This window comes from Hungatella sp. L36 (genome assembly GCF_014288035.1).
Map to the genome: position 1 here is coordinate 162080 of NZ_JACOPC010000013.1, position 16267 is coordinate 178346.

General features: G+C 50.6%; 12 protein-coding genes. All 12 read right to left on the reverse strand.

From position 1 onward, the window contains the following. Nucleotides 1–79: 79 nt before the first annotated feature. The 12 genes from H8S80_RS25150 to H8S80_RS25205 all read right to left on the reverse strand — a co-directional run bounded on the left by H8S80_RS25150 (nucleotide 80) and on the right by H8S80_RS25205 (nucleotide 16255). Nucleotides 80–544: a CBS domain-containing protein gene (locus tag H8S80_RS25150; RefSeq protein ID WP_117632469.1), complete on the reverse strand. Its 465-nt coding sequence runs from the start codon at nucleotides 542–544 to the stop codon at nucleotides 80–82. A gap of 386 nt (nucleotides 545–930) precedes the next feature. Continuing rightward, a complete protein-coding gene (locus H8S80_RS25155) occupies nucleotides 931–1527 on the reverse strand; it encodes a lactate utilization protein (protein WP_117632470.1) in 597 nt (198 codons plus the stop codon). Nucleotides 1528–1701: 174 nt separating this feature from the next. Further along, nucleotides 1702–2469, reverse strand: coding sequence for a M23 family metallopeptidase (locus tag H8S80_RS25160; protein WP_002602938.1), 768 nt, complete (start codon nucleotides 2467–2469; stop codon nucleotides 1702–1704). A gap of 40 nt (nucleotides 2470–2509) precedes the next feature. Next, nucleotides 2510–3430 carry a SpoIID/LytB domain-containing protein gene (locus H8S80_RS25165; protein WP_002602937.1) on the reverse strand — a complete coding sequence of 307 codons (921 nt, stop codon included), beginning with the start codon at nucleotides 3428–3430 and terminating at the stop codon, nucleotides 2510–2512. Between the two features lie 21 nt (nucleotides 3431–3451). Next, on the reverse strand, nucleotides 3452–4000 hold the full coding sequence (locus H8S80_RS25170) for a rod shape-determining protein (RefSeq protein ID WP_117632471.1): 549 nt from the start codon (nucleotides 3998–4000) through the stop codon (nucleotides 3452–3454). A 158-nt stretch (nucleotides 4001–4158) separates the two neighbouring features. After that, complete coding sequence (locus tag H8S80_RS25175) at nucleotides 4159–6624, reverse strand: glycogen/starch/alpha-glucan phosphorylase (protein ID WP_002602935.1); 2466 nt, start codon at nucleotides 6622–6624, stop codon at nucleotides 4159–4161. Nucleotides 6625–6679: 55 nt separating this feature from the next. Next, nucleotides 6680–9790, reverse strand: coding sequence for an isoleucine--tRNA ligase (ileS, locus tag H8S80_RS25180; RefSeq protein WP_117632472.1), 3111 nt, complete (start codon nucleotides 9788–9790; stop codon nucleotides 6680–6682). A 93-nt stretch (nucleotides 9791–9883) separates the two neighbouring features. Continuing rightward, nucleotides 9884–10039 carry a hypothetical protein gene (locus H8S80_RS25185; protein ID WP_181987974.1) on the reverse strand — a complete coding sequence of 52 codons (156 nt, stop codon included), beginning with the start codon at nucleotides 10037–10039 and terminating at the stop codon, nucleotides 9884–9886. Nucleotides 10040–10177: 138 nt separating this feature from the next. After that, complete coding sequence (locus H8S80_RS25190) at nucleotides 10178–11614, reverse strand: 6-phospho-beta-glucosidase (RefSeq protein ID WP_029466701.1); 1437 nt, start codon at nucleotides 11612–11614, stop codon at nucleotides 10178–10180. Between the two features lie 19 nt (nucleotides 11615–11633). Continuing rightward, entirely contained in the window at nucleotides 11634–13586 is a 1953-nt protein-coding gene (locus H8S80_RS25195; RefSeq protein ID WP_117632473.1) for a beta-glucoside-specific PTS transporter subunit IIABC, read from the reverse strand. Between the two features lie 250 nt (nucleotides 13587–13836). Beyond that, on the reverse strand, nucleotides 13837–14688 hold the full coding sequence (gene licT / locus H8S80_RS25200) for a BglG family transcription antiterminator LicT (protein WP_117632474.1): 852 nt from the start codon (nucleotides 14686–14688) through the stop codon (nucleotides 13837–13839). 190 nt (nucleotides 14689–14878) lie between these two features. Beyond that, nucleotides 14879–16255: an FAD-dependent oxidoreductase gene (locus H8S80_RS25205; protein ID WP_117632475.1), complete on the reverse strand. Its 1377-nt coding sequence runs from the start codon at nucleotides 16253–16255 to the stop codon at nucleotides 14879–14881. Between the last annotated feature and the right edge of the window lie 12 nt (nucleotides 16256–16267).

Genomic DNA, 16267 nt, shown 5'->3' on the forward strand with positions numbered 1-16267 from the left:
GTGCCATTACTCACTTCCTGCTGCAGCACGTAAACACCATATATCCTTGCTTCCTGCCTGTGATTCCTTTTCACAATTCCTATCCCAGCACCAGCCGTGCCTTCTCTCCCGCGTTCCGGCAGGCCTGTGCCGCCTGACTGCATTCCTGGGACTTATCGTAGTAATAGCGAATAATGTCCTTTCTGGTGATGATTCCGATGAAGTTCTTCTGGTCATCTACCACGGGAACAAAGTTCTGGTTCAGCGCCTTGTCGATTAAATCTTCCATGTTGGAGTTGGCATATACCGGACGGTTGTCCAGTCTCCGGTCGATCGCCGCCACGGTTACGCGCTCGGCCTCCTTTAAGCTTAAATTAAACTTATTCTTGATTCCCCAGAGCATATCGCCCTCTGTGATGGTTCCAATATATCTTCCCGTTCTGCTGATAATCGGTACCGCGGAGTACTTGTGATACTCCATCTTCTCAAGGGCCTGCCGCAGAGTCTCGTCCTCATAAATATATGCCACTTCACACTTTGGTGTTAAAAAAAACAATATGTTCATAGCCGCACTCCCGTCACATTATTTTCGTCTTTATTATAGCATATTACCTTAGTTCACATATGAACAAATTATTATTTTTTTATAACATTTTAGTAGTAACAGTTCAGCCCTCACTTCCGGCTGTCGCGGTCCTTCCCGGCGCTTTCGTTTCCCGGACCTTTCCTGTTCCGGTTTCGGGCATAAGCATTTCTAAATGTGCAGGATTTTTCTAAAAACCAGTGAAAATCCCCAAACTCGCTGCGCTCAGACAGGTGGGGATTTCCCCTGAACGAAAAATTCTGCGCATTAAGAACTGCTAATGCCCTGCAAAGTCACAGGAAAGGTCCGGGAAACGAAAGCGCCGGGAAGGACCGCGACAGCCTGAAACGAGGGCTGAACTGTTACTTTTAGTAGCCCAGATCCTCGTTGATAAACACGACTTCCGCCTCCACACCGTTACAGGGGCGATCCTGGATGACGGTCGCTCTGCAGATGCGTTCCGGACTGTCACAGTCGTAGCAGCGGTCCCCTCCATTCGCCGCACAGGGCGTCTTCCGGTTCAGACGCAGCGCATTTTTCGGCGCCGCCACGTTCTTTGCACGCATGAGTGCACTGTGCATATCGGGCGAAATCTTGTTTCTGCCTACCAGATAGTACACCTTCTGAGGCCCGTAGATCGTCATGGAGACACGGTTGCCAGTCCCGTCGATATTGACAATCTCTCCGGTCTCGGATACCCCGTTGGCACTGCAGATATAGATCTCTGCCTGCTTCGCCTTCTTAAGCGTCTCTGCCCCTGGCTCCAGCCAGTGCCAGGTCAGCGCACACTCCCCGTCCAGAGCCTCATTCAGTTTTATCTCCTGCAGCGTCACACTGCCTCCCAGTGCCACCGTCTTCCCCTTCACCATCTCTTTTATGTAGGAAGCTGCTTCCTCCCCTGTCTCGAAATATGCAGTATGAAATCCATGCTTTTCAAAATTCTTCTTCAGTATATCGTAATTCATTATTTTTCTCCTTTCCCCGACGGCCACACATAAAAATACCGCTCACAAACCTCATTTTTATTATACCACATCCCCACCTCCATTTACACAAAAAAAACAGAACAGAAAACTTCAATAAGCCTTCTGCCCTGCCTTCTTTTCTTCACCGTATGGTACAGTCCGGTCCGCACGCTCTCACTGCATGAAATCCAGCGGATCTACCGGATGATTCTCGTGCTCCAGCTCGAAGTATAAGTTCGCGCCTTCAATCGAATAATATTTCGTAGGTTCGGCCACATAGCCCAGAACGTCGCCCTGAGCGACATATTCATTTTCCACTACCTGCAGTTCCTTTAACTGACCGCAGACAGCCGTATAGTCATTTCCCATGTTGAGAATGACGTAATTGCCCAGTTCTTCATTAGAACCGATCTCCTGGATTTTTGCATTTGCAGGTGCTACGACCGGTGTGCTCACGGCGCCCTGAATGACGATGCCCGGATTACATTTATACTGATCAAGAGTCGGGAAATAGATGGTGGACTCCATGCTGTAATCCAGAATGACATTTCCTGATACCGGCCATGCCATCTTTGTTGCATCGTTAAAATTGAGGACAAGCGCTGCGGCCGCCTCCTTTTCCGCTCCGGCCTTAACCGCCGGGGTTTCTGCTTCTGTCTCTGCTTTCGCTGTAGCCTTGGCGGAATCAGCAACCTGTGTATCCGCATCCAGATTCTGCTCAGCGTTGGAATCACCGGCAACTGCTACCTGGTTTTCCTGTGGTATCGTCTCTTCTGCAATGACACCCTTCTGGTCCGGAACTTCAAGATATGGACTCTGGCCATCATTGTTTCCTCTTTGAATGGTAATGACTCCTGCCGCAGCAACTATAGTCAGCAGGCCTAAAACCAACAGGACAAGGAATACTTTATCCTTGAACAATTGACTCATTTTCTCTTTCACGTTTATCACCTCGGTAATATTCTTACCAAAGGAGAAAGAGTTATTCAGAAATCAGAACAATATTTTTATAAAAAAATCCTAGAATCTCTTCCGCGGTCTTTCCCTCTTCCGCCATACACTTCGCACCGTACTGGCTGAGCCCGTAACCGTGGCCCACGCCCTGGCAGACCGCCCGGATTCCGCCGTCGTACTCCTCCAGCGTATAAGACGGAGACGGCAGCCCCAGCGCATACTGGACCTCCTCTCCGGTATACACCTTTGTACCGATCTGAATCTGTCCCACATAACCGCCGTCGTCGCGGACGATGATCTGAATGGACTGGGGAAGCTGGCCTGCATCAACAGGCACGCTGTCGGCGATCTGATTAATCCTGCCGGCAAAATCTTCCTTGCTCCAGGTCATCATGGTCAGGTAGCCTTCCGCCTCCACATCGCGTTTGCTGGCCACCGCCTGCAAATACGGATGGCTCTCATCTCCGGTTCTCGTCATCCCGGTGCTGGCCCGGTGAAACAGCGGCTCAATGAGCTTGCCGTCATAGGTGATCACCTCGCCCGCCGTCGAGCGCACGGCCTCTTCCACCGCCTGAAAATACGTCACAAAGGACTCGCTTCCCCACATGGCCTCCATCTGCTTCTCCTCCAGATATTCCATATGAAGCTCCGATTCCTTCACCTCGTCCTGACCGTTCATCTTCTGGTAAATAAACGTCCTGGCGATCACAGCCTGCGCCCGCAGCGCTTCCTTCCCATACTCCGCCGGAATCTGCTTTGCCACGACTCCGGGCAGATACTCTTCCACGTCCATATAGGATTCCCCGTTTTTCCGGTCCAGAATCACCTTTTTTCCGCTGGTAATGAGCGGTACCTGCTTCTTTTCCTCGATTCTGCCTGTCCATGCCAGGGTTATTATATATGGAAGCAGCAATGCCATGACGCATATCATTACAACTTTTTTTGCCACTAAAAACCTCCGCAAGTTCCTTTAAAAAATTCTATGCGGACAATTCTCGTTTATGCAGAAACGTTCCTTTTCCTTCCCACTCCATGTAATTCCCACAAACACGGAGCACTGTTCCCCCAGAGAGGTTACGGCGGTTTCCAAAGGCATACTGCTGAGATACACCGTTTTCGCCCCGGCCTGGTAAAAGGCTTCTGAAAATGCCTTTGCCTCCACCTCCGTCAGTTCCTCCGGCACGCACACTGCAATCCGCGGCTTTTTTATGGAGATACCGATCAGACGCTTCACAAATGAGTGATCATATCCCAGAGCCCGGTGTAAATAAAAACGGAACATATTTGAAGACAATGTAAAATAGGCAACGATTCCCCTCCGCAGCGCATTGACGGCGACAGCAGGAGTCGGCGGAGCATCCATCGCCTCCTCCGCCTCATTTCCCATGGCCATAATCAGACCGGTATCCCTGTTTACAAGAGCCATGGACGATTCCTCCAGCACAATACCTCTGTTTTTCACGTAAATCGTTATTTTCGACGGTTCAAATCCCCGTTTTCCGACTGTACTCTCTGTCATATTCTCCCCCGCTTTCCTCTTTTAAATCAAATCCCCGCCGCAGACGGCACTCAAAAACAAAACGGTGGGAAAATGCCGCCCGCTGTTCCGTCCTGCCGACGGCGCTTCTCGCTGCATTTTCCCACCGTAATTCTCTTAAGCGCTTATTCTGCACTGCCTTACTGATTTGCTTCTATTTCTACCTTCACCTTTTCCAGATGCCAGATGTCGTTTACATACTCCTCGATCGTACGGTCTGAGGTGAATTTACCGCTGCAGGCCACATTCAGAATAGCCGCTTTTGCCCACCAGGACTCATTGCGGTAAGCCTGATCGACCTTCTGCTGCGCTTCCGCGTAGGACGGGAAGTCCTTTAAGATGAAGTACGTATCTGCGCGGTCGCTGCTCTGCGTATTCAGCAGAGAATTATAAATGTCACGGAACAGCTCAGGATCCTGCGGAGCGAAGTAGCCGTTGATCAGCTGCATCAGGACGCGGCGAATCTGGTAATTATTGTTAAAAATCTCCATCGGATTATATCCGCCCTTGTTCTCGTAGCCGATCACCTCGTCGGAGGTCATACCGAAGATAAAGGCATTCTCAGCTCCAACCTCTTCCACGATCTCCACATTGGCGCCGTCCATGGTTCCCAATGTCAGCGCACCGTTTAACATAAACTTCATATTTCCGGTACCGGATGCTTCCTTGCTGGCCGTGGAAATCTGCTCGCTGACGTCGGCCGCCGCGAAAATGATCTCCGCGTTGGACACCTTATAATCCTCGATGAACACCACCTTGATCTTTCCGTCGATGGATTTGTCGTTATTGATTACATCTGCCACGGAATTGATCAGCTTAATGGTCAGCTTCGCCCTCTTATATCCGGCCGCCGCCTTGGCGCCGAAGATAAAGGTTCTCGGAACCATATCCAGGTTGGGATTATCCTTCAGCTGGTTGTATAAATAGATCACGTGAAGAATATTCATCAGCTGGCGCTTATACTCGTGAAGACGCTTTACCTGCACATCGAAGATGGAACGCGGGTCCACGTCGATTCCGTTGTGTTCCTTAATGTATTTGGCCAGGCGGACCTTGTTCTGGTACTTGATGTCCATGAACTCCTGCTGGCACTTCGGATCATCTGCGTATACCGCCAGACGGTGGATATGAGGCAGATTGGTGATCCATTCACTTCCGATCTTTCCAGTCACCCATTCAGCTAACAGCGGGTTGCCGTGAAGCAGGAAACGCCTCTGTGTGATGCCGTTGGTCTTATTATTGAATTTCTGCGGCATCATCTCATAGAAGTCACGCAGCTCTTCCTTCTTTAATATCTCGGTGTGCAGCCTTGCAACGCCGTTGACGGAGAACCCGCCGACGATAGCTAAGTTGGCCATGCGCACCTGGCCGTCGTAAATGATGGCCATCTTGCGGATCTTATCCTGGTTGCCCGGATACATCTGCTGGATCTGCTCCACAAAGCGGCGGTTGATCTCCTCCACGATCTGGTAGATTCTCGGCAGCAGTCTGGAAAACAGCTCGATCGGCCATTTTTCCAGAGCCTCGGACATGATGGTGTGATTCGTGTAAGCACACGTCTTCGTCGTCACAGCCCATGCCTCATCCCAGGTCAGGTTAAACTCATCCAACAGGATACGCATTAATTCCGGCACAGCCACGGTCGGATGGGTATCGTTTAACTGGAACACTGTCTTCTCGAAGAATTTATGGATATCCTCATGCTTTTCCATATACTTCTTAACCGCTCTCTGAACGCTGGCGGAAATGAAGAAGTACTGCTGTTTTAAGCGGAGTTCCTTTCCTGCGTAGTGGTTGTCGTTAGGATACAGAACCTCGACAATGGTTTTCGCTAAGTTTTCCTGCTCCACTGCCTTCTGGTAGTCGCCCTTGTCGAAGGAATCCAGACTGAAGGTATTGATTGCCTCCGCATCCCAGATTCGCAGCGTATTCACCACATTGTTGCCGTAGCCGACGATCGGCATGTCGTAGGGGACGGCGCGGACGGACTGATATCCCTCCTGAACGAAATGCTCTCTGCCGTTCTCCCAGACAGTTCTCACGTAACCGCCGAATTTTACCTCCGTCGCATACTCGGCGCGGCGTACCTCGAACGGATAGCCGTTCTTTAACCAGTCATCCGGAACTTCCATCTGATATCCGTTTTCAATCTTCTGCTTGAACATACCGTAACGGTAACGGATGCCGCAGCCGTATGCCGGATAGCCCAGCGTCGCCAGGGAATCTAAGAAGCAGGCGGCAAGACGGCCGAGGCCGCCGTTGCCGAGAGCCGGATCCGGCTCCTGATCCTCGATGGCGTTTAAGTCGAAGCCAAGTTCATCTAAAACTTCCTTCACTTCCGGCAGCGCCATGATATTGATGATATTGTTTCCAAGGGCACGGCCCATTAAAAACTCCATGGAGAGATAGTACAGGGTTTTCGCATCCTGCTTCTCATACTCCTTGTGGGTTGCAATCCACTCATCGATGATGACATCCTTTACTGCGTAGGCAACTGCCTGGAACGCCTGCTCCGGAGTAGCCTCATCGATCGTCTTGCGGAATACGTTTTTTACGTTATAAATAACGCTTTTCTTAAAGGTTTCTTTATCAAATCCCATACTCATTGTGAATGACCTCCTATCGGTTATTTCAATCTGAGAGAATCCTCGCTTCGTATTACTAAACTTTTTCAACGCCCAGAGTGACATTTTCACCATTGATGTTCCAATCCTTCGTATATCCCGCTGCCTTACCCAGTGTGATGCCTTCTGCGAGGACCTCGCTCTTTATTTCTTCGCCGTGCGCGCCAAAGATTCCGGCAATCTTCTCATTGCCTTCGCTGGTGATGAGGATATGGTCCATAACCTCAAAGCCGGCTTCCTTACGCATCGTCTGAATCTTGCTGATCAACTCGCGGACAAAGCCTTCCTCGATCAGTTTTGGTGTCAGGTTCGTGTCAAGCACAACCGTAACGGTATTATCACCTTCCGATACGTAGCCCTCCATCTGAGCCGTATCGATCAGTAAATCTTCCTTCGTCAGAATCACCTCACTGCCGTCAAAGTCGAACGTGAGGGCGCCCTTTTCATTCAAAGTATCCATGGCGGTGTTGCCGTCCACCTCGGAAAGGGCCTTTCTGATGTTGTTTAACTGTTTTCCATATTTCGGTCCGACAGTCTTTAACTGCGGCTTAAAGCTGTAGCTGGTGAAATCACGGACATCGTCTGTAAAGACAACTGACTTTACATTCAGCTCATCCTCGATGATCTCCTGATAGAATACGGAGAGCTCATGAGGCGCCTTCACGAACATCCGGCCGATTGGCTGGCGGTTCTTGATATTCGCCGTATTTCTGGCCGCACGGCCCATGACTACGATCTTTAAGACCTCGTCCATGTTGTCTTCCAGCTTCTCATCGATGCAGGATTCATCCGCTTCCGGATAATCGCATAAATGGATGCTCTCCGGAGCCGTCTTATCGATATTGCACACCAGATTCTGGTAGATCTGCTCCGTCATAAACGGAATCAGCGGCGCAGCCACCTTGCTGACGGTCACAAGCGCGGTGTAAAGGGTCATATAGGCATTAATCTTATCCTGTTCCATGCCCTTTGCCCAGAAACGCTCACGGCTTCTTCTCACATACCAGTTGCTCATGTCATCCACAAACTCCTGAAGTGCTCTGGCCGCCTCCGGGATCTGGTAATTGCCCAGATTGGTGTCCACGGTCTTGATTAAAGTATTTAACTTCGACAGAAGCCATTTATCCATAACAGGAAGCTTATCGTATTCCAGTTTGTATTTTGTTGCATCAAATTCGTCAATATTTGCATAGAGAACAAAGAAAGCGTACGTATTCCATAAAGTACCCATAAACTTGCGCTGGCCTTCCATGACGGCCTTGCCATGGAAGCGGTTCGGCAGCCACGGCGCGCTGTTAATATAGAAATACCAGCGGATGGCGTCTGCGCCGAATTCATCCAGAGCCTGGAACGGATCAACCGCGTTGCCCTTGGACTTCGACATCTTCTGTCCATTCTCATCCTGCACGTGGCCCAGAACGATAACGTTCTTATATGGCGCCTTGTTAAAGATCAGGGTCGAGATAGCCAGCAGAGAATAGAACCAGCCTCTCGTCTGATCCACAGCCTCGGAGATGAAATCCGCCGGGAACTGCTGCTCAAACAGCTCTTTATTCTCAAATGGATAGTGGTGCTGCGCAAATGGCATGGATCCGGAATCGAACCAGCAGTCGATTACCTCCGGAACTCTCTTCATCTGCTTCCCGCACTTCGGGCAGGTGATGGTCACCGCGTCGATGTATGGGCGGTGAAGTTCGATTGTCTCGGGGCAGTCAGGAGACATGGACTTTAATTCCTCGATACTTCCGATAGAATGCTGATGGCCGCACTCACACTCCCATACGTTTAAAGGAGTGCCCCAGTAACGGTTCCGGCTGATGCCCCAGTCCTGAACATTCTCCAGCCAGTCGCCGAAGCGTCCCTTACCGATGCTCTCCGGGATCCAGTTGATGGTGTTGTTGTTGCGGATTAAGTCTTCCTTCACCTCAGTCATCTTGATGAACCAGGATTCTCTCGCATAATAGATGAGAGGCGTGTCACATCTCCAGCAATGCGGATAGCTGTGCTCAAATACCGGTGCGGAGAACAGTAAGCCCCGCTCTTCCAGATCCTTTAAAACCAGCGGATCGGCCTTCTTACAGAAGGTGCCCGCCCATTTCGTCTCCTTCGTCATCTCGCCCTTGGAATCCACCAGCTGAACGAAAGGAAGATCGTATTTCTTACCAACCTTGGAGTCATCTTCACCGAATGCCGGAGCGATATGAACGACTCCGGTACCGTCTGTCAGCGTTACGTACGTATCGCAGGTCACATAGAAGGCCTTCTTCGCCGGATGCACGAAATCAAACAGCGGCTCGTACTCCTTGAACTCCAGATCCTTTCCGGTGCAGCGCTCCAGTACAGTGTATTCACTATTCAGAACCGTATCACACAAAGCTTCCGCAAGATAATACGTATATTCTCCGTTTTTCACCTTCACATAGGACTCGTTAGGATTCACACAGAGCGCCACGTTGGAAGGAAGCGTCCACGGTGTGGTCGTCCACGCCAGTATATAAGCATCCTCGCCCTTCACCTTGAATCTGGCGATAGCGGAGCGTTCTTTCACATCCTTGTAGCCCTGTGCCACCTCGTGGCTGGACAGCGGCGTTCCGCAGCGCGGACAGTAGGGAACGATCTTAAAGCCTTTGTATAACAGGCCCTTTTCCCAGATCTGCTTCAAAGCCCACCACTCGGACTCGATATAGTAGTTCTCATAGGTAACGTACGGATCATCCATATCAGCCCAGAAGCCGACGGTCTTGGAGAAATCCTCCCACATGCCCTTGTACTTCCATACACTTTCCTTGCAGTGCTTGATAAATGGCTCGAGACCGTATTCCTCGATCTGCTCCTTGCCGTCCAGCCCCAGCATCTTCTCCACTTCCAGTTCGACTGGAAGTCCGTGGGTATCCCATCCGGCCTTTCTCGGCACGTCGCATCCCTTCATGGTACGGTATCTCGGGATCATATCCTTGATAACACGGGTGAGGACATGGCCGATATGAGGTTTTCCGTTGGCGGTTGGAGGGCCGTCATAGAAGGTATAGGTTTCAGCCTTTTTTCTGTTATCGATGCTCTTCTGGAAAATCTCGTGATCTTCCCAGAATTTTTCAACTTCTTTTTCTCTCGCTACAAAATTTAGATCTGTAGGAACTTTGTTATACATCTCTTTTGACCTCCTTTATAAATAAGCTTCCTAATGAAAAAAAGACCCTCGTCCCGTAATCAGGACGAAGGCCGTGCTTCGCTAAACCACCTATTACAGCATACTGACATATGCGTTCCCTGTAACGTAGGAACCACGTCCTGGCTTACCGCTTATACAGCTTTCAGCCGGAGACTCCAGAGTGATATTCGGTCCCATGACTACTCTCACCAGGCTTTCACCCTCCCCGGCTCGCTTTGGATTTCCCACGGTCCTACTGTCTCTTTCATCGTCTTTCTTCCTATAATATAATGGCAGGTTATGCCTTATATGTCCTCTCATTATAGATTTTATGGGAGGAAATGTCAAGTAAAAGACGAAATTTCGGGCATCTGTCGCGTATTTTCGTCATTCTGCCCCGTAACGGGCCCACTCCCCATTGGTCCCTATTACTTTTTGATACCATCCGAACGACTTCTTCCTCATCCTCTTTCCCGTTCCATTGCCTTCGTCGTCCAGATCCACATGGATGAAGCCGTATCGCTTCTTCATCTGTCCGCTGCCTGCGCTCACCAAATCGATGGGCGCCCACGCCGTGTAGCCGAGTAAATCCACGCCGTCCAGCTCTGCGGCATCCATCATGGCGCATATATGCCGCTTTAAATAATCGATCCGGCAGTCATCTGCAACGTTTCCGTTTTCGTCGGGAAAATCCTGTGCTCCCAGCCCATTTTCCACGATAAACAGCGGTTTCTCATACCTGTCATAGATCTGGTTTAAGGTAATCCGAAGTCCCAGGGGATCGATCGGCCAGCCCCATTCGCTATACGTCAGATACGGATTTTTCGCAGAGGCAAACAGATTGCCCTCCGCCGATTCCGCGCTGTCTGCCGTAGAGACACAGCGGCTGTTATAATAGGAAAAGGAGATAAAGTCCACCGTTCCCTTCTTCAATATCCTCTCGTCCCCGTCTTCCATCACAGGCATAAGGCCCTCCCGCTCAAGCGCTCTCCCTGCATAGGCCGGATACTCCCCTCTGGCCTGCACATCGACGAAAAAATAGTTCTCGCGGTCCTTTTTCAGTGCTTCCCACACGTCCTCCGGCCTGCAGCTGTACGGATAGACGCTCCCCGCCGCAAACATACAGCCGACTCTGTTCTCCGGATTGATTTCGTGTGCCATCTGCACCGCCAGGGCGCTGGCAATCAGTTCATGGTGAGCGGCCTGGTATTTCAGTTTTTCCCTCTCGTCCCCGTCCTGAAACAGAAGTCCCGCGCCCAGGAATGGAGCGTGCAGAATCATATTGATCTCGTTAAAGGTCAGCCAGTACCGCACCAGCTCCCGGTAGCGGACAAACAGGGTACGGCAGAGTTTCAAATAGAAGCCGATCATCTCCCTGCTCCGCCATCCGCCGTACTTCTCGATTAAATGCACCGGACAGTCGAAGTGACAGATGGTCACCAGCGGCTCAATGCCGTATTCGTGACACGTCCGGAACACCTCCTCATAGAACCGCAGTCCCGCCTCGTTTGGCTCCTCTTCCTCCCCTCCGGGAAATATCCTCGTCCACGCAATGCTCATGCGGTAGACTTTAAAGCCCATCTCGCCGAAGAGGCGTATGTCCTCCCGGAAATGGTGAAACATATCAATGGCCTCGTGAGAGGGATACCGGTGCTCCCCGTCGCAGACAAGCGATACGTGCTCTCCCCGTATCACTGCTTCACGGTCCGGTCCTGCCGGGCACACGTCCACATTGGAGAGTCCTCTTCCGTCCTCCTGCCAGCCGCCCTCGCACTGGTTTGCCGCAGTGGCGCCTCCCCAGAGGAAATCTTTACTCAGTCCCATTTTCCGATCTCCTTTCCGGTTATTTAACGATCCGCAAAAGCGGTTCCTGATACTCCACCGCGTCATCGGCCTTCACAACGGCGTCCACCGACTGGTAATTCCCATAATTGCTGATCAGAACCGGCGTCTCCAGCAGGAACCCAGCCTCCCGGATCAGCTCCATATCGAACCGCATCAGCGGCTGCCCCGCCTTCACATGATCGCCCTGCTTCGCTGCAGCCTCAAAGCCCTTTCCATCCAGCTGCACCGTATCCAGTCCGATGTGGATCAGAATCTCCGTCCCTTCGTCCGACAGAATTCCAATCGCATGGAGCGTCGGGAAAATGGTCACAACCGTTCCGTCCACCGGTGACACCACCAGACCTTCCTCCGGAAGAACAGCAATCCCCTTTCCAAGAATTCCAGAGGCGAACGCGCTGTCTTTTACGTCTTTTAAATCAATAACAGCGCCCTTCATGGGACTCATGATGGTCAGGAACTCATGAGATGCGAACTCTGGGTTGTTGTCAGCCGTTCCCTGGTCTGCACTGCCACTGTCCGTTCTGCCGTCCTCAGCAGAATCCTCTTTCTTCTTATCTTTATAGACAATCATCGTCATAACAAACGCGATCACCATGGTCAGAAGGGCCCCGGTCACAGCCACGATTAAGTTGCCCATGGAACCGTCCGGCTCCACCATCGCCGGAAACTCGAAGATTCCCATTCCGCCCATCATAAATTTTCTAAAATTGAAGAAACCGTAGAAGCCTCCGCCGATTCCGCCTGCAATACAGCTGATGATAAATGGCTTCTTAAGCGGCAGTGTAATTCCGTAGATCGCAGGCTCCGTCACCCCGAAAATACCGGAAATAAAGTTGGGCAGTGCCATTTCCTTCAGTTTTCTGTCCTTTGTCTTGATGAAGATAGCCAGAACCACGGCCGATGTCGCAAAGGTACAAGCAAAGAACGGCATCATCACGTTGTCGTAGCCCATGGTCATGATATTGTTGATATAGACCGGAATAAATCCCCAGTGCAGGCCGAAGATAACCAGGATCTGCCAGGTAAATCCAACGATGGCTCCTGCCAGCATAGGTGAAAAGCTTCTGATTGTAAGTACTGTCTCCGCGATAATCGTGGATGCAAAGGTGGCAACCGGACCGATAACCAGAAATCCCGCCGGAAGTGCCACTAAAAGCGTCAGCATTGGCACAAAGAAAAACTTGACCAGATCGGGTACAAACTTATTGAACAGCTTCTCGCATTTCGACGCAAAGTATACGATAAAAATAACAGGAATCACCGTGGAGGTATAATCCATGGAGATTACCGGAAGCCCAAAGAATGTGATATACACAGGCGATTCAAACAGCGTCCCCTCAAACAGCGTGTAGAGCGGAGCCATAGAAGCGGAAATACTTCCCGCCTGAATCGCCGGATAGCACATGATCGCGCCGATCGCCAGCCCCAGCATGGGCTTTAAACCAAACTTCTTCGCGGAGGTATAGCCCAGGAACAGCGGAAGAAAGGTAAACAGCGCGTCCCCCACCGCATTGATGATTAAGTATCCGCCGCATGTGTCGGGATATAATCCCAGCACCGCAAACAGCGTGTTCAGCCCCTTCACCATACCACAGGCCGCCATAATTCCCAGAATCGGCTGGAAAATACCGGAGATCGTATCCACAAACCGGTCAAACAGCTTCTCTTTCTTCTCCGGCTTTGCCGTCTCCTCCCCTTTCTCCAGATCGAGAAGCGGGCAGACATCCTCATAGACCTCTCCCACGTGATTTCCGATCACCACCTGATACTGGCCGCCGCTCTTCATGACTGTGACCACGCCTTCCATGTTCTTTAACGCTTCATCATTGGCCGCGGCTTCGTCCGCCAGCTTAAAACGCAGTCTCGTGATGCAGTGGGTAAGTCCGGTAACATTGTCCCTTCCTCCCACGTATTTGACAATCTCTCTTGCCAGTTCTTCATATTTTCCCATTTCATTTCCTCCATCTTTCTATTGATTACCGCGAGCAACGAGTCAGGCGGGCGCGCTTGCGGATCCATCTGACGACTGCCGCGAGGGTCAAATATCCCGCCCCTCACGGTGCTGCATATTTGATACCCCATCACTTGCTTCAGGGTATGTGACTTTGAAATCTGAAGGTCGAGCCAACTGAATGTAACTGCCCTTAATGAAATATCACGCTATGTCTTATGGGATTTCCTCCTTTCCTTCCTTTTATGAATCATGGCCGCGGTTTCCGCGAGACAGAAACGATCCTTGCAATGTGAATACTCAGATAAAGAATCTCTTCTTCACTCAGCGTATATTGGTATTTATCCCCGATAAAATCGGCAATCTTCCTGCCGCACTGGTAAGCTTCCTGATACTGCGCCCGGATCACCTCCGCCAGCGCCGCCACCTCCTGGTCCTCATACGTTTTTCCGGAAAACATCCGCTCCGCGAAAAATTTCAAATGCGTAATGAAGCGGTGGTAATAGACAGATTCCGCGTCCAGCCTGATTTTACAGGTCATGCGGACGATTGTCTCGATTTCCTGCATGACAGTGGTGATCTCATGGACCGTCTTCTGCTTTAAATTCATCTGCGCGTTCACAATATGAAGGGCAATAAAGCCCGCTTCATCTTCCTCCAGCTTTACATGAAACCGCTCCTTCACACAGCGCAGCGCATAGAGTCCCGTATCATACTCCGCGGGATAATACCGCCTGATATCCCACAAAAGCACATTTTTCACATCGATTCCCTGCTTCTTCCGCTCCACCGCCATATAAATATGGTCGCACAGCGGAATGATGACATTCGTGCTGATCTTACTGTTCACATGAACTCTGGCATAGGAGAGAACATCGTCCGCCAGCTTTACGTGTTCCACAGGAATCTCCTGAAGCAGCTCCTTCAGCTGCTCCCTCTGCCCGGCGTCCTCCAGAGAAAAAATCTTTTCGATCTTCTGCTCCTCCACCTCGGAGCCTTCCTTTTTCTGAAACCCAAGCCCGCATCCCACCAGTATCTTCTCGCGCCCTTTTTCGTCCTCCGCAATGACTGCATTGTTGTTCAGTCTCTTCTTAAAGATCATCGAAATCCCCCTTCCGATTCATTTTAGAAATAAAAAAGACCTTGCATCATCAATAAGAATGGCTGCTGCCACTCAAATCCGATCATACAAGGTCAAGCTTGCCCGAAGCAATAACTATCCTTAAGTCAAAGATATATGAAAAAGCATAATTTGTCAAGCATTTTTTTCAGTTTCATCAGACCAGTTTTTTTCAGACCGCAAACAAGTCACCCAGTGCCTCGCTCATCGTCGGATGCGTATAAATCTGATCCCTCAATACCGTGTAGTCCGCATCGAGATCCATGGCCAGCTTCACGATATTGATCATCTCATAAGATTCCTCACAGAACAGCATCGCGCCCAATATCTTATTCGTCTTCGCATCAATCACTGCCTTTAAGAGGCCTTTGGTTCTGTTTAAGACAGCAGCCTTCGGAATCGCGGCCGCCGGCAGTTTGGCGATCTTCACATCCAGACCGGCCCCCCGCGCTTCCTGCTCATTCATACCGACCCTTGAGAAGGAGGGTTCAATGAACACGCTGTACGGAATATGGCTTCTCTTGCCCGCATTCGCATCATATGCCCCGCCGTGAAGGCTGGACCACACGATCCTGAAATCATCCAGGGAAACGTAGGTGAACTGAAGTCCTCCGGCCACATCTCCCATAGCCCAGATATTCGGAGCCGTCGTCTTATAGCCGTCATCTACCTTGACGCCGCCGCGGGCCGTCAATTCCACGCCTGCCGCTTCCAGATTTAATCCTGCCGTGTTAGGTCTTCTTCCTGTAGCGACCAGAATCGCGTCCGCCTCCAGATCTCCCTCTTTTCCATCGACAGAGTAATGGACGTAAGACCAGTCGCCTTCTTTCCGGATCCCGGAAATAGCCGCGCCAATCACAAATTTAACGCCCTTTTCTTCCAGAACCTTCTGAATCTCGGCCGCGATATCTTCATCCTCTCTCGGAATCAGGCGTGCCTCGTTCTGAATGACCGTCACCTCAGAGCCAAATCCTGAATACATGGACGAAAATTCCAGCCCGATATAGCCGCCGCCAATGATGACCAGCTTCTTTGGAAGCTTCTCCAAATCCATAAATGTCTCACTTAAATAAACCTGGGGATTGCCCTCTATTCCCTCAATCGACGGCACAAACGGAGCGCTTCCCGTATTGATAAAGATCTGATCTCCCTCTAAAGTAAACGCCTCCGAACCGTCTGCCGGCACTACATTTACCTGTGTATTGGAAAGGAAGCTGGCAGTTCCGTTATAAATGGTCACCGCTTCCAGATGATTCAGCTTGTCAAAATTCTTTTTTCGAAGCAGGGAAGTAACGCGTCTCTTTTCCTCAATAGCTGTCCTGTATAATTCCGCCTTTTCCTCAAAAGAGATCTTTCCCTTTGCTTCCGTCATCTGGGAACTTCTCACCAGAGACTTGGATGGAATACATCCCACATTGATGCAGGTACCGCCATACATTTTATCCGATTTCTCAATCAGCGCTACCGCTTTTCCCTCACCGGCCAGCTTTCCCGCCAGAGTCTTACCGCCTTTGCCAAATCCTATAATAACCGCATCATACTTTTTCATCTCAAAACTTCC